This is a genomic window from Sporomusa sp. 246TCP1, from assembly GCF_057319775.1.
Map to the genome: position 1 here is coordinate 4,317,181 of NZ_CM170492.1, position 20,078 is coordinate 4,337,258.

A 20,078-nucleotide genomic window follows, 5' to 3' on the forward strand; every position below is an offset into this window, starting at 1 on the left:
TTAACAAAAAGGGGATAGAGAGATGGACGATCTTTACATTTTATCTGATGGTAGCCATGATATTGTTTTTTTTGTTAACAAAAACAGTACTGATCCCATTTCCAGAGAATTGAAAGCAAAAAATAATGCACTCTTATATCAATCAGTTCAATTACTCAACTTTTACAATCCGCATGGCATTTTTCTAGATATCGGGGCTAATCTTGGAATTTTTTCATTTGTTTTTGGCGCAAATGGCTATAAAGTTTATGCTTTTGAAGCTAACACTGAAAATGCAGCGCAAATGAAAAAAGCGCAAGAGCATAATCAATTTGACGTTACAATTATACCAAGTGCTGTTACAGAAAAAAGCGGCGTATATTTCTTTCATAATGACGGACCTTTTGGTCACCTAGTTAATTCATTCTTTAATCATGAAAATGACTCCCTGATTAATGGGATTAGCATTGACGACTGGAGCCAGCATATTGATGCTGCCAGTGTAAATTTAATCAAAATAGATGTTGAAGGATCCGAGATCGAAGTAGTCAAGGGAATGTCACGCTTTTTAGAAACCGCCAGCTATCCGCCAATATATACTGAGTTTAATGGGTGGTGCCTATCTTGGTCACAGCGAACAATGGATGACTATTTTGATTTTTTTTCAAACCTTGGTTATCATCCCTATATTATTAAAAATCAAAACACGGTTGAGAAAGTAAATTGTCGTTTACAGCCTAAATGTGTAGTGGATTTTCTTATGATTCATGAATCTAATTTATCAATCTTAAATGGGAAAACCATCTTGGAAGGCAGCTCCGAAATGGATAGTTTGTTTTTTAAAGAGGCCAGAAAAAAATCAGATCCATGTGAAGTCTATTATTACGCTTGGACTATACTGAATGTTGAAAAACTGCAGCAGCATGCTAAAATATCTAGTTTCTTAGACCACCTGAAAAGATTCAACCAGCCATATTGTGTGGCAATATATAGCAGCCTGGTAAGCAAACTGGAAAGCAACTAGCCTTGTATTGTTAGCACTATATGAATTAATCAGATATTCTGTTGTGCTCAGGTAAAGGAGATTTTATGATGAGAGCAGGTCTTCCGAAATCAAACCAAGTTGTGTTCTTGGGAGATTTTTTGCGTTCACCTCACACTCACTTCGCTTTTCGAGTCCTGTATAGACTATTAAGTAACCCTATCGCCTTGGCAACCGGTATAATGCCTAAGTTCTTCTATTCGCTCACCAGTGATTTCAACAGCCATGTTAAAAAACTTGAGGAACTGGAAATATCGACTACTCAGTCCTGGATTCAGCTTCAGGAAGAAACTGTGGAGCTACCCCCATGGATTCAATCATTATTACCATCTGAAGGTGATTTGGTTATAGGGTTTGAGATAGCCCCAAGTATGTGCAGGTGGCTTTCTAAGCATGGTATTCCATATATGAACTTCTTTGTTCATCCCGTACGGTTTCTACCTGATCTTTTATTTGCAGTTAGCACAAATAATGATGCTATAAGTAATGTCTTACATCGATGGTCATTTCAGCTCGATTGCGCGTATGATTACGCGAATGTACTGCGGGCTTTATGTATTGGGGATATAGCGGATCAGGCCTTTATTCAGCCGGAATCGGCAATGTTTGTTGGACAGACGAGCAACGATGCATCTGTTATTCAAGCTGGTAGAACGGTCAAGGTGCGAGACTATTGTGCGAGGATTCAAGAGCTCACAGCGCAGTGTTCCGATATCCTTATTTGTCCCCACCCGTTAGGCATGGCTGATCAAATGATTTATCTTCTTCGTAACCTTGGCAGGGGGTCAATCGTTAATTTCAACAGCTATTCTCTGCTAAGTAATGAAAATATCAAGCTTGTCCTGACAGTAAGCAGTTCACTGGGTGTAGAAGCGAAATATTTTAATAAAGACGTGCATTTTATATTAGGAGAGCCATTAAGGCCTGGGGGGGCTATGGTCGCCAGTGATGCCAAAGTTTATCCTCTCGGGCATTCTATCTTAGCAGGGGATTTTTGGAAACAAATCTTTGGCCATAATCGGCTTATGTCAAAAGGTAAATGTGCTAACAGCGAGTTTAAGGCACCCAATCTTTTTCGCAGCCTGTTCGGCGCTTGGGGGTATGATCAATTAGATCCTATTTTGCGACGCAAGGTGTCTGTTCACTCGACAGTTGTTCCCCCCAGACCCTGGAAGCAAATTAATTACAATGATTTACGCAAGCAAGTCACTACAATAGATTTTCGGTCCTCTGGGAATAGTTTTTTATACACCTGCGACGGATTCCGCGCTGCGGAGGACTGGGGCACTTGGGTAGATGGGTGCTGCGCAGAGCTGATTATACCCTCTGAAGCGATATGCCCTCCTGCCTTCATTCAATTTAAGTTACAGGCATATGTCAATTCCTTGCTGCCGCAGCAGCATATTAAAGTAACTGTGAACAATCAAGCAGTCACTGAATTTTTCATTAGTTTGAGCGATAACCAGCCATTTTTGATTAATTTGGCATTACCGGAACAGTGTGATAAATTTTATCTATTACAATTTGAAATACCTAATGCTAAGTCACCGCAAGAGCTTGGGCTATCAGACGATGCCAAAAAACTTGGGCTCGGATTTATTGAAGCCGTTTTCATCTATAGGTAAATTGACATGAGCACAGAAGAAGGAGGGTCGGATGCGAATTGATCTGCAGGAGGCACAAGCATCAAACTCAAACCATAATCCAGAGGCCTGTGCCGGCAAATATTATACGCAAAATCAAGCGGAGAAAAGGCCATCCCGACAGCTGTTAGTAGATATATCAGCATTAGTCCAACTGGATTTAAAAACTGGAATACATCGGGTTACCAGAAGCATATTAAAAGAATTACTGGAAAATCCACCTCAAGGATATAGGGTTGAGCCAATTTTCGCAACTAATTACAAATTAGGATATCGCTATGCAAGGAATTTCACATTACGCTTCCTGGACTGTCCGCGTAAATGGATAAAAGATGCCCCCATTGAAGTGGCACAGGGAGATGTTTTCCTAGGTCTAGATTGGCAACCAATAATTGTATTTTCCCAAAGAAATTTTTTAACCGACATTAAAGGATTTGGCGCGCACGTGTATTTCGTAGTGTATGATTTACTGCCGGTTTTAATGCCACAAGTGTTTGCTAATAGTGTATCTACTGCCCACAATAGATGGCTTCAAACGATAACCTCTTTCGATGGAGCTATATGCATCTCCCGCTCGGTAGCTGATGATCTGCATGAATGGATGAACAACAACATGGTCAATCGTATGCAACCGTTTCCTATTGGCTGGTTTCATCTTGGTTCTGACATAGAGCGATCTGCACCAACGTTTGGTTTGCCAGGTGATGTAGAAATGATCCTATCTAAGATGGCGAAGAACCCCAGTTTTTTGATGGTGGGTACTATAGAACCACGTAAGGGACATTTACAGACGCTGGCTGCTTTCGAAAAACTTTGGAATGATAACATACAAGTCAATTTATTCATTGTGGGCAATTTGGGCTGGATGGTGGATACGTTAGTGAACCGATTGAGAAATCATCAGGAGTTAGGAAAGCGACTGTTTTGGTTGAGGAACGTCAGTGACGAATATTTAGAAAAGATCTATGGTGCCGCTACTTGCCTGCTTATTGCTTCTGAAGGCGAGGGGTTTGGATTACCGCTTGTTGAAGCTGCAAGGCGCAAGCTGCCAATTATAGCACGTGATATTCCTGTGTTTCGTGAGATTGCAGGACAGCATGCTTATTATTTCACCGGTTTAGATGAGAATAGTTTAAGCGAAGCACTTGTGCAATGGATGAAGCTCTACGAAAAAGAGATTATGCCATTATCCGGGGATATGCCGGTGTTGTCGTGGGCTGAAAGTACTACAAATCTTCTCGATGTTTTGTTACATGGAAATTGGTATATTCATTGCCTTCATTGACCATACCATCCAAGTGGTGACGCCGTTGGTACTACTGTTGTGCAGTAGTACCAGCGGCGTCTTTTCCTTTCTTGCTATGTTATGGTCATTTCAAAATATCTCTTCATTCTATACGCCAGTTTTTCGTTTTGCGCAATGGCAGCCTCAGTAGTAATAATATCCTGATTCGTTGGCTTAATTTTACTATCTATCCGTGATATTTCATCAATCAGCTTTGAATAGCTATTACAATCTTCCTCAACTTTTTCTTTATATATTTTCTCTAATGCCGAAATCGCAATTATTGCAGATTTATCCCAACTGAATTGTCTTGACTGATTTACTACATGTTGTTTAAGCGATTGCCAGAATGATGGATTTGTAAGTACGCGCTCAATCAAACAGGCCATACTCTCTGTTGATGCAGGATCAAAAAGCGCGTCTTCTCTACCAATAACCTCCGGAATGCTACTTGTAGAAGATCCTATTGTAGCCGCACCGCAAGACATTGCTTCTAAAGCAGGTAGACCAAAACCTTCATGAAACGAGGGGAAGACGAATAAGTGACATGATGAATAAAGTATCAGCAACTCCTCGTCTGATACGTAGCCTGTTAAAACCAAATCATCTTGATCCAATCCAGCTTTGGCTGCAACATTACGTAAGATTTTTCTCTGCTCATTACCCAAGTTACAAACTAGCACCAATTGATACTCTTTTCGCAAAGCTGTTGGCAAAAACCCGAAAGCCTGGATCAAACCTTCAAAATTTTTGCGTGGTTCAAACACACTCGTATACATAAGAAAACTTCGCTGTATACCAAAGCGAGTACGTAACATTAAAATAGTTTCGGCAGATATATCTACCTTTGAAAATGCAGCATCGGCTGCTGAGGATATACTAATAATTCGTTCTTCTTCAATACCAAGTTGCTCATGGGCTTCTTTTTGAGCCGATTTAGAAATTGCCAGCAACAAATTCGCCTGTTTTAAAAATTCTAGTTTTCTATAGTACCATTTTTTTGCAGATCCCCCGGCAAGGTAGGTCTTGGGATACAGCAAAGGAATAAGATCATAGAAGATTACAGCAGTTTGAATTTCAGAAAAAAGTTTACCTACTGAAGAGATTGTATTATTCGATGCCCCTTCAAACAGGCTACTCACTAGTAAAATATCAGGATCAAGATCCTTAATGAGCTTTTCTCGCAGCAACTCTGAAGCAAGTACTCGCCATTCATTTTTTATATTCAATTCATTAACAGGTCCTACTGCACCAAAAACCATAATATGATGCTTAGGGAGAATTCCAGTAAATGACTCTCTAATTTTCTCAATTGTATCTGGGAAAAGTTCATTTAGTAAAATAAAAATTTCATGAGTTCCACGATTACGCACTATCGCCTTAGCTAGTGAAATACTATAGCGACCAATTCCACGAAAGCGGCTTTCTGATTGTGCCCCCTGCAAGTCAATAACAATTCGCATCAGCATCCCTCTTCATTACGCCGGTTTATCTTAAATCTCTGCCATACTCGTTTAAAAATAGTTGGCGATAGTTATGAAAGTCATTACTAACAAGTGTCAGCCCGCAATCGTGGATGCACCACGGTTTATTCTGCCGAGGGACGATTACCTTATAGCCAGCTCGTATAAATTCTAAACTTTGTGATAGGTCATAAAAATGCCAGCCGGTGAAAATATCCTCGCGCCACGGTACATCATATTGAGTTATCATAATAAGACCATCTATACATTGTACTTCTTCAAATTTGGATTCTACGTTTTTAAATGATAATAAACGCATTATCCCGATATGACTTTCATATACTTTGCCAAAGTTATCGCGTGACTCCCACCAGACACCATTAAGAGGAATCTGGGCACTACCAACGACTCCAATCATACCTACTTTTTCATCGCTAAAAATAGTTAAAAAGTCGTGAATAAATGATTTATTAATAATGAATACATCTTGATGCAAATACACCTTATATTTGGCATCATTATGACAGATAGCTCTATTGTAGCCATTTGCCATGGAATCAGCATCTTTTATGGAGAGCGTTTCTATCTCATAGCCTGCTGGAACATCCAGCAGGCTAATATTGGACAGACATTTTCGATAGAGTTCATCACTATTAACGCAGGTTATGAAACAAATTTTACTTGCGTTCATGGTTACCCCCTTCTAGGTTTTAACATAATCTTTAAAACTTTAGTTTGCCTGGTCCCCCTCCCCTCTTTAGCTAAAGCTGGAACGGCTTAATCCAGATCGACATTGAAAGTACGCCCAAACGATATCACTGTTAGTAGCGTTCTGTTCTGTTATAACCGGTATTTCAGCAGGTTTATGAGTAATAGGCAGGAGAGAGTATAACGTATTTAAATTCTCCTGCCATCCTAAATAATGGTGCTGAAGTAGGGCAGATTTTATATGATTCCCTTGGTTAGCACGGTATACTTCATCATTTACTAGTTTGTCGATAATCGTCAACAGCTCTTCACGAATAGAGAAGTGAGTCTTTACAATATCTGGTGCTATGTCACCACTAAAATGTGCGGCAAAATCTGTCGCCAAGCCAACAACCGGAATACCCAAAGCACCTGCTTCAAGTGCTGCTGCAAGCGACCCTACAGGTAGCGAATCTAAATATATATCAGCCGCACTGTAGAATTTATTCAAATTCTGCTGGATATCGAAAACTCTTATTCGTCCATTACTTAGCCGCTTGAGTTGTGTCCACTCTCCAATATCAGAGGGCCCTACGACTAAAATCTCAATATTTGGGTGTCTATTAATCAACTCTCTAATCAAATGCGAAAAGCTATATTCTCCACAAGCTATCAATTGATGGGGTGAAGCAATTGTCAAGAAGACTATCTTGTCCTCGTCTATTCCTAACTCCCTTTTCGCGGTTTGTTTATCAGGTAGATTTTGCGGTATGCTCAAAGGAATCGGTAGTCTAAAGGAATTATTCATGTTTCTGCGGGATAAAGTTATTTCTTGACCAACCTCCCTATGATCAGCTATTATGTCTGCTACACTCATGCCGATAGTAAAAGCATGGTCCGCATGATTGACAAAAACCACGGGTCGATCGCCTACAACACCAAAAGCTATCGGTGCAACCGGGTCATGGGGATGAATATGCAAAACAATTACATCTGCCCACATAGCTGCTGCATTACGCAGTATTTTTGCCTTTTTACACAGACTATACTTGGCAGTGTCAAGGGTAGTGTACCAGCCGCCAGAGTAAATTGCTGCGTCTTTTAACGATTGAGGAACAGTTGTACTATTGAGAGTAACTATTACAGAATGAACTGATTGAGAATCCATGCATATCCAGCGCTCTATTGTTCTAGTGTGACTACTAGCTGCGTAACCTTGACTTAATACATGCATAACATTTCTCTTCTCTGTATTTCTGGGTGGTACTTGTATAGCTGCTCGACCATTTAGTTTGTTTGCAATTTCGCGAAGAATTAGTTCTAACCTTGGCGAAACGAGAAACCCTGGATGAGAGTGATATGCATAATCTGCTGCTTGTTTAACTAATACCGCGGCCTTCTCTAAATTGCCTGACAACAAAGCAAACTCAGCTTTGTCTATAAACGAAAAAAATTTCCTTCTTGTATTTTCTATCCAGAACTGAAAATAGCTATATTCATATTGATAAGAAAACCAATTTCTTACCATTAGGTCTTGGGTAAGCTCGTATGGCGCAGCCAAGTGCGGAGGCAAGCCCCATTTTTCGATAAATTTCTGTCTGTTAGTTTCCAATAGGTTGTTTAATTGATTAGTCTGTTCTCCAAAAGATACACTGCCAAAATGATGAATAAAAGTATCCCGGCATAAGACTAAGCGATAACCGGCGTTTCTAATACGCAAGCAATAATCGTCATCTTCGTAATTTCCAGGTGAAAATGCCTCATCCAACAACCCAATCTTATTGATTATTTCAGCCTTAACTAACAGGCAGTAACCAACTAACCGCGCTCTATCTTCCCAAAGTTCCGGGTTAGAAATGTTCACCTGTGTGGCAAACCTTATCATTTCTTCCACACAGGCATATTCACAAGGAATGCTTTGAAAATTTGAACACGAGTTGGTAACTGCACCAACTGCACCAATATTGCTGGAACTATATAAACACTTGGTAAGGTTAGTTAACCAGTTGGGCGTCACAATAGTGTCATTGTTTAATAAGAGAATACTATTTCCCTTAGCCACTTTTATGCCTTGATTGCAACCTACAGGGAAACCGGTATTCTCACTATTTAGAATTAATCTTATATCTTGCTGGCCTTGCAACCACTCAACCGTGCCATCGGTTGAGTGGTTATCTATAACAATAAGTTCATAAGAGTCCGGCTGTGTATACTGTCTAATACTTTCAATGCAAAGCTTGTTATACTCTAGCTTGTTGTAGGTTATGACAATAATACTGGTGAGACAGCAGTCCACTCTGAGACCTCCTCTAATTATAGGCTTTAACACAACTCTGGAATTTAAGTTAATCACTCTCAGAAGGGCTCAATATTCAGTTTACTTTGCAGAAGTTTCCGGTTGTGGTGAATCATTGGATTATCGGGAATAAATTTTGCCGCTTTTTCATTGTGTTCGTAAGCTAATTTGTAGTCTCCAAGGCGTGAATAACATACGCACAGCTGAAGATGAGGCAACCAGGTTTCACATTGATTATTCACTAACCCCCATGAAGAATTAGCAGTCTTTAGATGGGTAGCCAGTGTATACCAGAATATAGCCTGCTTTATTCGATTATTATTAAGATGATTAAAACCCAGCCGGCAGCAGAAATCACTTCTGGGAGTACTATATTGGAAAGATTGGTATATATACTTAAGCTCATTTTCTTCGTCATGAAGCAAATAATAGCAATCAGCTAAACTGGCACAGGTAGCAATTTTCTCTTCAAACGCTCCTTGCTTAGTTTCTAAGAATTTTTGGTAACACTCAATTGCCCGGTTATAGAGATTATGTTCTCTTAACTCATTAGCGTAATAGTATAGATCTCGCGGTGAAAATTCTTCTCCTTTTAATTGCCGTCGTTCATAGATTTTAAGATTGCGATCACTATCGTGTTTTAAGGGCTTGTGGGCTACGGCAATTCCTGTATCTAAATGAGTGCCTTTCGCGTCTAAAAATTCGTGAACCGCTCCCATCCACTGGTAATTTTTTTCTCGCTTAACTAAACGCTCCCTGCGTATTTGACAGGCTACGTTTCCACTTGGATCAAAACTCAAATAATAAAGCATAGTAATGACTTCAACTTCCCGACTGAGAGTTGCTTTTAATTCAAGTAACTTTTGACGGTCTTGGTCAAAAAGAACATCATCCGCATCCAGCCAGAGAATGAATTCTTGTGTTGCTTTACTAAAAGCATAATTACGAGCTGCAGAAAAATCATCTATCCACTCAAAGTCATAGATGTTATTGGTAAACTGGCTCACCAGTTCTTTTGTTTTATCTGTTGAACCTGTGTCTACTATTATGATTTCGTCGACAATTTGCTCAACCGTTCGCAAACAACGCTCAATTGTAGCCTCCTCGTTTTTTACAATCATACATAAACTAATAGTTATAGGTGTGTGGGATTGCTTAGCACTATCCGGCATGTTACTACCTCCTCAAAATATATGCTTCTAATTACTTTATTCCTAGCGACACTGAGATGTGAAAAATAAGCTGGTCCCCACTACATGCAGAGGACCAGCAAGTTACAAAAATTTATCTCACAAGACAATATGACATTTCTCAGGGTGATACATATATTACAGTGTGCAACCTGATATACAAAATAAAGAAATCTATTTTTCATAAGCACTTAACTATAGTGTTGCATAGTATATAGTAGGCGAGAGCCAAAAAAACATTTTAAGAAGGAGAGATTCAATTATGCCATTTTGTGGAAAAAAGGCAAAAGGAAAAGGATTTAATCTTGACTGCGTATTAGGAAACGCTGCTATTACTGTCGTAACCTGCTGTGGTTTTATATTCCAAGGAGTCGTTGTTGAAGAAGACGACGATAAAACCCGTGCGCAATACGGCTGCCCGGTTGTTTTCCCAGCCATGACTATGGGCTATGACAAAGAAGAAAAAGACTGCAAAGATGACGATGACAAAGATGACAAAAAACCTCATTGCCCCAAACCGGTTGAAGTTGATGTTGATGTTAAATGCGTTAATGACCCCAAATTTATCTGCCTGCGCCTAACCTGCCCGCCTGCTTTTGTGTGCTGTCCTACTATTGACCTTACTGTTGTTGCTACTCTTTTTGCCTCAGTTATTGCTGTAGGAGTTACACTCGGAGGCGTCTTTACTCCTCTGTTTAGTGAAGATGACACTGTATTAATTGGCTTAGATGAGATTGCCGCCATCGGCCCATCTGTTGCTTGTTTTGCTTAGATTAACTTGCTTTCTTTAACAACGAAGCCCCGGTCTCCGGGGTTTCGTACTTACAAACGTTAGGTAAGTGAACGCGGTATTCCGCTTATCTTAAAATTGGAAGAAAGGAGTAATGTAATCATGACCCCCGGAAATGAAGATAGGTTAAATTTGGGCTGCCTGGTCGGAAACCTAAGTGCAACTATTGTCACTAGATGTGGTATCGTATACCAAGGAACAATTGATGATTGGGATTGTGGTCGGTTCACAAATTCCCGCCCTGATAGTCCCGCATCAGATTCAGATGATAGCCAAAAAGAAGAATCTACAGGCCTACGTATAGGAGACTGTTGTGGTCCTCGCTTTATTCGCATGACGATAGCATGTATTCCCGGAAACATCTGCTGTCCGACTTTTACCGACGACCCAGTTAGCGCCTCAAGAGTTACACCGGTACTCGGCTTCACCGGAGCCCCCGAAACACTTTATACAGTGCCTTCCTCCATTTTAATTAATTGGGATGATGTTTCCTCAATAGGACTAACAAGCGGTGGCGCTTGTCTCACAGACGAATAGCATAAAGCCACGATGCCGGGGCGCGCAGACGCACCGGCTTTTTTTATTAGTTTCTATAATACGCAACCGAACATAATAGTTTGAATTAATATCTAGTTATAGTAACAGAAGTCCTCCTGAAAACATAATATAATACAAATAGAAGATAAAAGACATTTCATAGATAAGGAGGAACCATCATGAGTAGTAAGTGTGTTGATGTTACAGGTATTACTCCGACATCACAGTTTCCAAATTGTCCTCCCCGACATCCCTTCACTGAATTCTGCGAAACTGATAAATTATGTATGCCACACCCCAATCCTAACATCCGCTATGTGTTGGAAGTGTGTGTAAACGTAGTCATTTGCTCAGCTAAAATTATTTGTACCCCTGTTGGGAACAAGGTTGTTGTCGAAGGCACAAAACAGATCAAGGTTACTTTTGCCGCGGATGACCCCTGCCAGTCGGTCCATTGTGCCCATTTTGAAATTCCCTTTTGCAGTTTAATATTATTAGGCCCGATCAAGGATGAAGTAATCCAAGTATGCTCGGCAATAGAAGATATCTCTGTCCGCTGCTTAGATTGCAGATGCCTGATAGTAAACACAGTCATATTTATCTGCCCGGTATTTGAAGAAGCATACAATTATTGTTCCCACCCACATGATGACAATGCCAATTACCACTTCTAGTTTGCAACAGTACTTAGTAGGTAGCTGCCACAAGAACTCTAGCCCTTACCGTAAACAACTAAACAAACTACCTACTTTATCACATGAAGATAGGAGGAGATTTGAATATGGGACGTACTCAAATTTCCGTAAACGGTATGCTCACCGTACCCAAACATAAGCCTAATATTCAATCCATACTTCGCACCTCAACAACTACAAAAATTGATAAAACTATAACTATACGGAAAAAGATTTTTTTTACTGGACATGTATGTATCCGTATAGAATATGTTGCATGTTCGTCTGACCACTCACAACCTATACACTTCCTCCAAGCTGAGATACCGTTCAACGGTTTGCTGCTTCACCGGTTTGCTCGTGAACGTTTCAATACTTGCCTGCAAACTAGAATTAGAATTTCCGAAACTGAAGTTGTTAATTCACGAATGATTAACACAATAGTACTATTAAAACTGTGTAAACTTAAGTTTTCTCGCATCCCTAAACACTCGCAGCAAAAGTGTTCTAAGCCTAGTCATGGAAGTCTCTGCAAACCTAATTACAGCTGCGACTGCAAGCCTCATCACAATGACGACTGCAAACCTCATCACAATGACGACTGCAAACCTCATCACAATGACGACTGCAAACCTCATCACAATGACGACTGCAAACCTCATCACAATGACGACTGCAAACCTCATCACAATGACGACTGCAAACCTCATCACAATGACGACTGCAAACCTCATCACAATGACGACTGCAAACCTCATCACAATGACGACTGCAAACCTCATCACAATGACGACTGCAAACCTCATCACAATGACGACTGCAAACCTCATCACAATGACGACTGCAAACCTCATCACAATGACGACTGCAAACCTCATCACAATGACGACTGCAAACCTCATCACGACTGCGACTGCAAGCCTCATCACGATGACGACTGCAAGCCTCATCACGACTGCGACTGCAAGCCTCATCACGATGACGACTGCAAGCCTCATCACGACTACGACTGCAAGCCTCATCACGATGACGACTGCAAGCCTCATCACGACTACGACTGCAAGCCTCATCACGATGACGACTGCAAGCCTCATCACAACTGCGACTGCAAGCCGCCCTCTTACGACCAGGATTGCAAGCCTCATCACAACTACGACTGCAAACCGCCCTCTTACGACCAGGATTGCAAGCCTCATCACAACTGCGACTGCAAGCCGCCCTCTTACGACCAGGATTGCAAGCCTCATCACAACTGCGACTGCAAGCCGCCCTCTTACGACCAGGATTGCAAACCTCATCATAACTGCGACTGCAAGCCGCCCTCTTACGACCAGGATTGCAAGCCTCATCACAACTACGACTGCAAGCCGCCCTCTTACGACCAGGATTGCAAACCTCATCATAACTGCGACTGCAAGCCGCCCTCTTACGACCAGGATTGCAAGCCTCATCACAACTACGACTGCAAGCCGCCCTCTTACGACCAGGATTGCAAGCCTCATCACAGTGGCGATTATACTCCTCCCTCTCACGTCTATGACTGCAAGCCGAATCACAGCGCCGATTATAATTCTCCTTCTCACAACCAGAACTGCAAGCCAAATCATAACTATGATTTGGAACCGCTCTCTTACAAATATAACTACAAGTCATATAATAGCGGTTATTGCAAGCAACAGGGTAGAGATCCTGTTCTCCCCGATGGTTTTCATGCACCAACCACTATTCAGCCGTACACTAGAGTTGGAAATGGTTTCGCATTTAAATACGAAGATTAAACGTATAGCAAAGAGGTCTCCTAAACAGCTAATTAGCTTTTGGGAGACCTCTTTTTACTATTAATATATTTATTCAATTATATGTTCATTCAAAATAAACACGACTATCGCTATCACTAAACGGTTTTACCTGCAAAAACAGCGTTACATTTTTAAATACTTCTCTTGGATTAAATGGTATCGCAAATACGTCTTCAATACAGGCCTCTACGCAAAAATCTTTATGATCGTCATGTGGTGCTAAAACAATAAATGCCGAAAACTTTGCGTCAAAATGCACAGTAAAAACCGGCTGATCCGCTCTAGCTGCAGTGTAAACGAGCTTTTGCTTTAATACGCCTTCAAGCACCAGTTTTTTCCCAGTCAGTCTGGTGCCTTCAATATTTTCTTTTGTGGGGCAAGGCCCTATTGGTGTATTTACAATTCTAGTTGAAATAATTTTTACTTCAGCAAATACTTTGTCAATCGTTCCGATATCAGGTTTATCGGCAGGGACTCTAAATAATTCTGGAACAGATATTTGTGTCCAAGCTCCTACCTCAACACAATCCTCTTCATCCTGCCGCTCCACAAATATGGTCGCTTCGGCTGGGTCACACAAGCCGATTATCTCAACAGCGTTCTGCCCAAAGCATTGACATACTTTCATCAGTGAAAACCTCCCTGTTCTTGTTTAGCGTAAGAGGGGCAACGCCCTAATGACCAATGTAACATTTTTAAATATTTTTCGCTGAGTAATATCTGTGACAAATATATCCTCAATACAGACGTCTACCTTAAATTTTTTTGTGAGCGGATCCTGAGGATCGAGGACAATAAACGCCGAGAACGGCGTATCGAAATGCACAGCATGCACACTTTGCGTCTGGCAGGCAGAATATACAATTTTTTGGCGCAGAACTCCTTCTATCACCAATTTCTTTCCGGTTATTGCTGTACCTTCCTGATTAAAAATAGGAGGACACAACTTGGGGTTGGTTGTTTTGAACGGTGTGCTGATTACCCGCTCACAGATGAGTTCCACAGCAGCAGAAATACTTATTAGTTGTTCAATATCGGGTTTAACTGATGGAATACATAACACCTCCGGTACCACCAGCTCCGTCCATCGCCGGATAGCACCGTCATCTAAAAACTTTTCTAGCTTTTCCGGGGAACATATACCGTTAATAGTCAAAAGTTGAGTTCGATCTTCAGATTCAGACCACCTCGGTTTCTGAAACTTACCCATAACTCTACAATCCACGGACTCTATGCTGACATTTTCTTTGTCAGGTTCTTTATCGCAATACCTCACATTTCTTCCTCCTTTTTGTACATATTGTCTGACTAACCCTCATCAAGACAAATGTCGGCTGTAACCGGTACAGCCTGTAGTAATAACATTACATTATCAAATACCTCTCTTGGGGTAATTTTTTTGACAAATACGTCTTCTAAGCAGGTATTAATCTGGTAAGTTGTATGCAGAGAATCTACCTCTTGGTCATCGTCTTTGTACCAAACCCGCACCAACTTGGGAATGACGATAAAAGCGGAAAACGGGATGACAAAACGAGCTGAATGTACAGGTTGTTCACAGCGAGCAGCAATATAGGATATTGTCTGGCAAAGTTCTCCTTCAACAATTAATTTCCGCCCTGTAAGTAATTTGCCTTCAAAATTTGGACACGAGTCTGTACTAGGTGTTACAACTACTTTTTTTCTAATGATCCTTACTGCCACATTTACTCCTGTAATTTGCTCGATCTCTGGTTTTATATCAGGAATATTTAAATTCTCCTGGATCGAGATTTGAGTCCAAAAATTATCTACTCCTTTTGTAAAATTGATTCTTCTAATGTCACAGAGCCCAGCAACGGTAATCAAGCTGTCATCCATGTATATTCCTCCTTACTATTTGGATATTCTGTTAGAAAAACCTCGGATGTTCTTTATTCATCTGCTTCATTATATGTAGTATACTGTTGGGTAGTTCCTAAACACGGCTACATAAACGCTAGAAAACGCTGTATTACTGTTAGATAATCCAAGATCAAAAAGACTATTAAAGTTATATACGGAACACATTTCAATTAAAATCATAAACTACTAATAAAGCTCCAGAAATAATACATATAATTGCATGCAGAGCGTATATCATTAGATTAAGGAGGAAAAAAATATGGCTCGTCCGAAGCACAGAAGAGCCCGTCAGTTTGTCACCAACAGTAACTTAACAATCCCTGGTGATAAACCTGACATTGATTTTCTACTGCGCGTAACATCAACACCAGTAATTGAGCAATGCGTAGTATCACCCAGACAAATGCGTATTACCGGCTATATCAGCATTTGTGCAGAATACGTGGCATCTGTTCACAACGGCACACAGCCTGTAACTTTTATATTCTTTAGGCTGCCTTTTGACGAAACCTTTGTGCATTATCGTGCACGCACTGGCATGAATGCGTATCTGAAATGTGATATTAATACTCAACAACTACAGCTTATCAACGCAAGAGAGCTGGCAATCTCGCTAAATGTAAGAATTTTGGGCATAAAACTGGCACGATCCTATCATCCACTGCCCCCCCATCAATGCAATCCATGTTTTGTCAATTTCTTTGAGTCAACTAACCCAGAAGTATTTGCTCCTACTTGCCGTCCTGAGCTAGATACCGGCCAATCTTACAACCAACAAACTCCTTAAATGACATTCCCTCCAGTTTCGTAAGCAATTGCCCTGCACGTCGCGCGAGTCGCTCTGTACAGGGCGGGTATAATACAGTAAATTAATAAGGCTATTTATCATGGTTGGAAACAATAGATTCGGAAAGAGGCAATCTTGACCGAGGAGCAATAAGGAACTACTATTTCGGCAGAAGACTTGGAGTTACCACCGGAAGTGGGCTGTCGCGCTAAGAGAGCACTATAAGAAAACAAAGAAGAGGGTGTCTCAACTAGGTTTTTTAACCTACGAGAGGCACCCTCTCCTCGTTTTGAGAGAGAAAAAACAAACGTATTTAATGGACAATTTCGACTGACCATTCTCCTTGATGCTATAGGTCTTACCCATTCAGCCAACTATAATTTAAACCTACTTACGGCTTGTGTCAAATTTTCTGCCATCGTGGCCAAAGCGCAGCTTCGCCTACCGCTTGCCAATCCTTGTTGGCTACTTCCGTAAGTTTTACTGATAAGTCTTTCGCCGGCTCAGATTTGCTGCCGGCATAATTGCCAATCACCAAACCGGCTCTGGTAAGTGCGAAGGCATAACCATTCTGACCCACGCGAATGTCTGCCAGCTGCTTCTTAAACATGTCTAAGGTAAAATACGCTTCAGACACTCCAATGCGGTTACCATTTTTTTCTATTGGGTGAACACAAGTTACCCAGATCAGATTGGGATCACTTTGATCTACATACGGCTCTGAATAATCAACCGGTTTTTGAGAGTTAATACCTAATTTATACCACCCTTTAGCATGATAATCCACTACGCTATATTCCCACGTTAAAACCGGGATGCCGTTTTTGTCCTTCATGATGTATGGAAAATGATTTTTCACGTCCGGCTGATAACTATACGGTTCAAACGCCATACCGGCACCGGCAAAGGTCTTACTTTTTTGTACACTTCTCATAATATAATTAATTACAATATCTTCCCGGTACTCCGTCATAGTTCCAATCATATTACTCAGGGTTATTGCTTCATCGGAAATCTCTTTAATCGGAGTATACAGTGACGTTGCCTCTTGCGAAGCCTGAATCAATAACTTTTCTTCTAATTGGTTTACTGCATAATCCCTGATTTGTGTTGACGAAACAGATGTCTGAATACTAAATACCAGTAAGGTAATTCCAGTAATGATGAAGATAAAAAAAGTTCGTATACTCTTCACAAGCTTCTCCCCTCTAAAAAGTTGCACTAGTAAAATAATTTTCCAGATAAGTGACAAAAAGCCTTTGGACCGGCGATAACACCAATTCTTTTTTAAAAACAAGGTACAATTGTCGGGCGAATGCCTGCTGCTCTAGGTCATATACCTTGATTTGCCCAATCTTTTCATAGGCAGTGGCAGCAACTTTAGAAACGAAGGATACCCCCATCCCATGGGACACAGCGGATAAGATACTCTGGGTATCTTGGAAGTAGGCCACGATATTCAGATTTTGGACAGAAATTCCTTGTTTATGCAGTAGTTGCTCCATTTCCATGCGGGTACCGGAGCCGTCCCCGCGCATCACAAAAGGCTGCTGCCGTAAAAATAATGGCAGGTCGCGATAAATCTCTCCTTCATTAACTATAAATTGGGGAGTGATCATTACCAGCGTGTCACGATAGAAAGGAACCGTTATCAAACGGCGGGAATTAACGCTTGTACCCACTATGCCAAAATCATACCGGTACCCTAAAAGTCCTTCCACGACCTGCATGCTGTCTGCCTGGTGGACATGAAACACAATATGGGGATACTGTTTTTGAAAGGCCGTAATGATTTCCGGCAGCAGAAACTGAGCGGGCACGGTAGAAGCTAAGATGCTGATTTCTCCACTCAATTCCCGGTCAACTCTATTGACACTGCTGATAGCCTCATCGCGCAGGGCAAGGATGTTTTTGGCACGGTAAAATAGATCTTTGCCTGGCTGGGTTGGATAAACGGCCTTGGTAGAACGTATCAGCAGCTGCGCCCCTAGCTCATCCTCCAGGGAACTGATGTGGGCGCTGATGGTTGGCTGAGACAAATAGATCATGTCGGCTGCCTTGGAAAAGCTGTTGTGTTGAACCACTGCAATAAATGCTTCCAGTTGTTTCATTTCCATCTTTGCTACCTCCCGTGATACTCCGCTCAAGCGCTGCACAAAGCAGCAGTTATATGCTATCGAATATTTTGTGGGATTATAATAGATTTTCTATATATATTATATTATATCAGATATTTAACTGCTGCTATTTTTACACTTTTGAATTGATCTTTTAAATATTAAATAATTCCCCCGGCATTTCCTTACTGCTATTAATACACCGGGCTTATTTTGCCTGTATGCCACACACTCCGCCGGAATAATACCGGCGGAGTGCAATGACAATCTATTAGATTTTTACCTCAAAGAGCGTTGGCTCTTCAATAGCTGTGCTTAGAGCATCTAAAGCAACACCTACGCGATGTTTGCGAAGCTTATGCTGCTCTTCTTTGGAAGAAGCCGGGTCACCAAGAGGATAAGGAATGGAGATGGTCGGAACCATACGGTTAACGCCCACTGTTTTCATAACCGGAATCAGGTTAGCCATCTGAACGATGGTAATTCCAGCCTTTTTGATTTCTCTAGTCATCGTTGCACCGCAACGTGTACAGGTGCCTCAGGTGGAGGTTAAGATAACAGCCTGAACGCCGTCATTTACCAGCTCATGTGCAATTTCTCTTCCCATTCTGGCGGCTTCAGCCTGGGTAGTACCAGTACCAACGGTGGAGTAGAAGTATTTATATACGCCGCCGATCTTTCCTTCTTTGGCATACTCTTGCATTACATCCAACGGAACAATAACGTTAGGGTCATTGTTGGCAGCAGCAGGGTCAAAGCCAGCATGGATGGTCATAAATTCACCCTTTTTCAAGGCGTCCATGGTCTCGACGTCATACTTGCCCCACTTGGTGGCAGAGGCGGATTGGATACGGTCAGGATTGCCAACAGGTACGATACCGCCGGAGGTAGCCAGAGCCACTTTCCCTGAGATATAACAGTAGCTACCTGCTCTTTGCAGGTAGCTACTGTTATACTTTTTTACTAGTCTTCCAATTTGCCTCCCCGGTAGGCGCCTTTAATATTTTTCCCCAGAATCAAATTATATTTTTGGATAAAACAGTGAATTTTTTTCATAATTTCCCTCTCAATTTCATAATACACTTGCGGACTCCTGAACTGGTTCACTAAAATTGGACTTTTTATTGGCATTCCTTGCCCTTTTCACCCAGTAAGTTCTTGCGGCGCCAATAGCGCCTGCAAAACGGGACAACTCCAAAGAAACCACCGGATAACCAGTCTGCTTCTCTAACGCGATTCGAACTCCCTGCATGTCCGCCAAGCCCCCTGTCAGCAATATAGGAGGAGAATATTCCACCCGGGCCGCTAAGGCAACCGTGCGATCTACAACTAACTGAACAATGCCGCCAGCCACTTCCTCGCGGCTTTTTCCTGCTGCCAGCTGCGATACGATTTCCGAATCGGCAAATACGGCGCACATGCTGCTTAATGAACAGCTTTTTCCCGCAGAGAGCAAGGCCGAGAATTCTGCTAAACCAATCCCCATCCGGTTGGCCGACATTTCCAGAAAGCGGCCAGTGCCTGCGGCACACTTAGTATTCATCTGAAAGGAGCGGACCTGTCCGGCTTCTACGGCAATGACCTTTGAATCCTGCCCGCCAATATCAATGACAGTGCGTACACCTGGCACTAGGTAATCTGCACCTAGTGCGTGGCAGGTGATTTCCGTCACCGTTTGATTGGCAAACTCTATGCCTACTCGGCCATATCCAGTCGCGACAATATGTACATTTTCTCTTTCAAGCCCTGCATTCGTCAAAAGCTGCTCCAAAACCGCCTGGGAAGTATCCCGCGGACTCCAGCCAGTGGATTGCGAACACGAAGCGAGGATAGCGTCCTCTTGGAGGAGGACGCCTTTGCATGCAGCAGAACCACAGTCAATGCCGATAGATGCTTTTATCATTG

At 41.7% G+C, this 20,078-nt stretch carries 19 protein-coding genes and 1 pseudogene; 8 read left to right on the forward strand and 12 right to left on the reverse strand.

The window, feature by feature from the left end; all coding sequences use genetic code 11:
* Window positions 1-22 precede the first annotated feature (22 nt).
* The 3 genes from AC1ECB_RS20405 (at window position 23) to AC1ECB_RS20415 (ending at window position 3,949) form a co-directional block, all read left to right on the forward strand.
* Complete coding sequence (locus AC1ECB_RS20405; protein WP_485665503.1) at window positions 23-1,003, forward strand: FkbM family methyltransferase; 981 nt, start codon at window positions 23-25, stop codon at window positions 1,001-1,003.
* A gap of 65 nt (window positions 1,004-1,068) precedes the next feature.
* Window positions 1,069-2,646 carry a hypothetical protein gene (locus AC1ECB_RS20410; protein WP_485665504.1) on the forward strand — a complete coding sequence of 526 codons (1,578 nt, stop codon included), beginning with the start codon at window positions 1,069-1,071 and terminating at the stop codon, window positions 2,644-2,646.
* Between the two features lie 31 nt (window positions 2,647-2,677).
* Entirely contained in the window at window positions 2,678-3,949 is a 1,272-nt protein-coding gene (locus tag AC1ECB_RS20415) for a glycosyltransferase family 4 protein (protein ID WP_485665505.1), read from the forward strand.
* Between the two features lie 74 nt (window positions 3,950-4,023).
* Here AC1ECB_RS20415 and AC1ECB_RS20420 read toward each other — a convergent pair whose 3' ends face one another.
* From AC1ECB_RS20420 to AC1ECB_RS20435, 4 genes are all read right to left on the reverse strand, one after another.
* Complete coding sequence (locus AC1ECB_RS20420) at window positions 4,024-5,412, reverse strand: glycosyltransferase family 4 protein (protein ID WP_485665506.1); 1,389 nt, start codon at window positions 5,410-5,412, stop codon at window positions 4,024-4,026.
* Between the two features lie 25 nt (window positions 5,413-5,437).
* Window positions 5,438-6,103 (reverse strand): glycosyltransferase family protein, encoded by a 666-nt coding sequence (locus tag AC1ECB_RS20425; RefSeq protein ID WP_485665507.1) that lies wholly within the window; start codon window positions 6,101-6,103, stop codon window positions 5,438-5,440.
* A 66-nt stretch (window positions 6,104-6,169) separates the two neighbouring features.
* A complete protein-coding gene (locus tag AC1ECB_RS20430; protein WP_485665508.1) occupies window positions 6,170-8,395 on the reverse strand; it encodes a glycosyltransferase in 2,226 nt (741 codons plus the stop codon).
* Window positions 8,396-8,454: 59 nt separating this feature from the next.
* Window positions 8,455-9,567, reverse strand: coding sequence for a glycosyltransferase family 2 protein (locus AC1ECB_RS20435; protein ID WP_485665509.1), 1,113 nt, complete (start codon window positions 9,565-9,567; stop codon window positions 8,455-8,457).
* Window positions 9,568-9,847: 280 nt separating this feature from the next.
* Here AC1ECB_RS20435 and AC1ECB_RS20440 point away from each other — a divergent pair, with 280 nt between their 5' ends.
* The 4 genes and pseudogenes from AC1ECB_RS20440 to AC1ECB_RS20455 all read left to right on the forward strand — a co-directional run.
* Window positions 9,848-10,357 carry a hypothetical protein gene (locus tag AC1ECB_RS20440; protein WP_485665510.1) on the forward strand — a complete coding sequence of 170 codons (510 nt, stop codon included), beginning with the start codon at window positions 9,848-9,850 and terminating at the stop codon, window positions 10,355-10,357.
* Window positions 10,358-10,477: 120 nt separating this feature from the next.
* On the forward strand, window positions 10,478-10,912 hold the full coding sequence (locus AC1ECB_RS20445) for a hypothetical protein (RefSeq protein ID WP_485665511.1): 435 nt from the start codon (window positions 10,478-10,480) through the stop codon (window positions 10,910-10,912).
* Between the two features lie 179 nt (window positions 10,913-11,091).
* Window positions 11,092-11,586 carry a DUF3794 domain-containing protein gene (locus AC1ECB_RS20450; RefSeq protein ID WP_485665512.1) on the forward strand — a complete coding sequence of 165 codons (495 nt, stop codon included), beginning with the start codon at window positions 11,092-11,094 and terminating at the stop codon, window positions 11,584-11,586.
* A 137-nt stretch (window positions 11,587-11,723) separates the two neighbouring features.
* Window positions 11,724-11,915: pseudogene (locus tag AC1ECB_RS20455) on the forward strand (SPOCS domain-containing protein); the annotation flags it as partial.
* Window positions 11,916-12,035: 120 nt separating this feature from the next.
* On the opposite strand, the gene AC1ECB_RS20460 reads toward AC1ECB_RS20455, so the two are convergent.
* The 4 genes from AC1ECB_RS20460 to AC1ECB_RS20475 form a co-directional block, all read right to left on the reverse strand.
* The gene (locus AC1ECB_RS20460) at window positions 12,036-13,169 is read right to left on the reverse strand and encodes a hypothetical protein (protein ID WP_485665513.1); all 1,134 of its coding nucleotides are present in this window, start codon (window positions 13,167-13,169) and stop codon (window positions 12,036-12,038) included.
* A 280-nt stretch (window positions 13,170-13,449) separates the two neighbouring features.
* The gene (locus AC1ECB_RS20465) at window positions 13,450-14,013 is read right to left on the reverse strand and encodes a DUF3794 domain-containing protein (protein ID WP_485665514.1); all 564 of its coding nucleotides are present in this window, start codon (window positions 14,011-14,013) and stop codon (window positions 13,450-13,452) included.
* A gap of 24 nt (window positions 14,014-14,037) precedes the next feature.
* On the reverse strand, window positions 14,038-14,661 hold the full coding sequence (locus tag AC1ECB_RS20470) for a DUF3794 domain-containing protein (protein ID WP_485665515.1): 624 nt from the start codon (window positions 14,659-14,661) through the stop codon (window positions 14,038-14,040).
* A 32-nt stretch (window positions 14,662-14,693) separates the two neighbouring features.
* The gene (locus tag AC1ECB_RS20475; RefSeq protein ID WP_485665516.1) at window positions 14,694-15,245 is read right to left on the reverse strand and encodes a DUF3794 domain-containing protein; all 552 of its coding nucleotides are present in this window, start codon (window positions 15,243-15,245) and stop codon (window positions 14,694-14,696) included.
* Window positions 15,246-15,528: 283 nt separating this feature from the next.
* On the opposite strand from AC1ECB_RS20475, the gene AC1ECB_RS20480 reads away from it, so the two are divergent.
* Window positions 15,529-16,056 (forward strand): DUF3794 domain-containing protein, encoded by a 528-nt coding sequence (locus AC1ECB_RS20480; RefSeq protein WP_485665517.1) that lies wholly within the window; start codon window positions 15,529-15,531, stop codon window positions 16,054-16,056.
* A gap of 403 nt (window positions 16,057-16,459) precedes the next feature.
* Here AC1ECB_RS20480 and AC1ECB_RS20485 read toward each other — a convergent pair whose 3' ends face one another.
* The 4 genes from AC1ECB_RS20485 to AC1ECB_RS20500 all read right to left on the reverse strand — a co-directional run bounded on the left by AC1ECB_RS20485 (window position 16,460) and on the right by AC1ECB_RS20500 (window position 20,076).
* Window positions 16,460-17,251, reverse strand: coding sequence for a cache domain-containing protein (locus AC1ECB_RS20485; RefSeq protein ID WP_485665518.1), 792 nt, complete (start codon window positions 17,249-17,251; stop codon window positions 16,460-16,462).
* A gap of 13 nt (window positions 17,252-17,264) precedes the next feature.
* On the reverse strand, window positions 17,265-18,173 hold the full coding sequence (locus AC1ECB_RS20490; protein WP_485665519.1) for a selenium metabolism-associated LysR family transcriptional regulator: 909 nt from the start codon (window positions 18,171-18,173) through the stop codon (window positions 17,265-17,267).
* A 271-nt stretch (window positions 18,174-18,444) separates the two neighbouring features.
* Window positions 18,445-19,074: a glycine/betaine/sarcosine/D-proline family reductase selenoprotein B gene (locus AC1ECB_RS20495; RefSeq protein WP_485665520.1), complete on the reverse strand. Its 630-nt coding sequence runs from the start codon at window positions 19,072-19,074 to the stop codon at window positions 18,445-18,447.
* Between the two features lie 171 nt (window positions 19,075-19,245).
* Entirely contained in the window at window positions 19,246-20,076 is an 831-nt protein-coding gene (locus AC1ECB_RS20500; protein ID WP_485665521.1) for an acyl-CoA dehydratase activase, read from the reverse strand.
* Window positions 20,077-20,078 lie beyond the last annotated feature (2 nt).

Excerpts from the sequence above, each read along its gene's own strand:
- AC1ECB_RS20405 (WP_485665503.1), top strand. The coding sequence starts at position 23 with ATGGACGATCTTTACATTTTATCTGATGGTAGCCATGATATTGTTTTT.
- AC1ECB_RS20410 (WP_485665504.1), top strand. The coding sequence starts at position 1,069 with ATGATGAGAGCAGGTCTTCCGAAATCAAACCAAGTTGTGTTCTTGGGA.
- AC1ECB_RS20415 (WP_485665505.1), top strand. The coding sequence starts at position 2,678 with ATGCGAATTGATCTGCAGGAGGCACAAGCATCAAACTCAAACCATAAT.
- AC1ECB_RS20420 (WP_485665506.1), bottom strand. The coding sequence starts at position 5,412 with ATGCGAATTGTTATTGACTTGCAGGGGGCACAATCAGAAAGCCGCTTT.
- AC1ECB_RS20425 (WP_485665507.1), bottom strand. The coding sequence starts at position 6,103 with ATGAACGCAAGTAAAATTTGTTTCATAACCTGCGTTAATAGTGATGAA.
- AC1ECB_RS20435 (WP_485665509.1), bottom strand. The coding sequence starts at position 9,567 with ATGCCGGATAGTGCTAAGCAATCCCACACACCTATAACTATTAGTTTA.
- AC1ECB_RS20440 (WP_485665510.1), top strand. The coding sequence starts at position 9,848 with ATGCCATTTTGTGGAAAAAAGGCAAAAGGAAAAGGATTTAATCTTGAC.
- AC1ECB_RS20445 (WP_485665511.1), top strand. The coding sequence starts at position 10,478 with ATGACCCCCGGAAATGAAGATAGGTTAAATTTGGGCTGCCTGGTCGGA.
- AC1ECB_RS20450 (WP_485665512.1), top strand. The coding sequence starts at position 11,092 with ATGAGTAGTAAGTGTGTTGATGTTACAGGTATTACTCCGACATCACAG.
- AC1ECB_RS20465 (WP_485665514.1), bottom strand. The coding sequence starts at position 14,013 with ATGAAAGTATGTCAATGCTTTGGGCAGAACGCTGTTGAGATAATCGGC.
- AC1ECB_RS20475 (WP_485665516.1), bottom strand. The coding sequence starts at position 15,245 with ATGGATGACAGCTTGATTACCGTTGCTGGGCTCTGTGACATTAGAAGA.
- AC1ECB_RS20480 (WP_485665517.1), top strand. The coding sequence starts at position 15,529 with ATGGCTCGTCCGAAGCACAGAAGAGCCCGTCAGTTTGTCACCAACAGT.
- AC1ECB_RS20490 (WP_485665519.1), bottom strand. The coding sequence starts at position 18,173 with ATGGAAATGAAACAACTGGAAGCATTTATTGCAGTGGTTCAACACAAC.
- AC1ECB_RS20500 (WP_485665521.1), bottom strand. The coding sequence starts at position 20,076 with ATGATAAAAGCATCTATCGGCATTGACTGTGGTTCTGCTGCATGCAAA.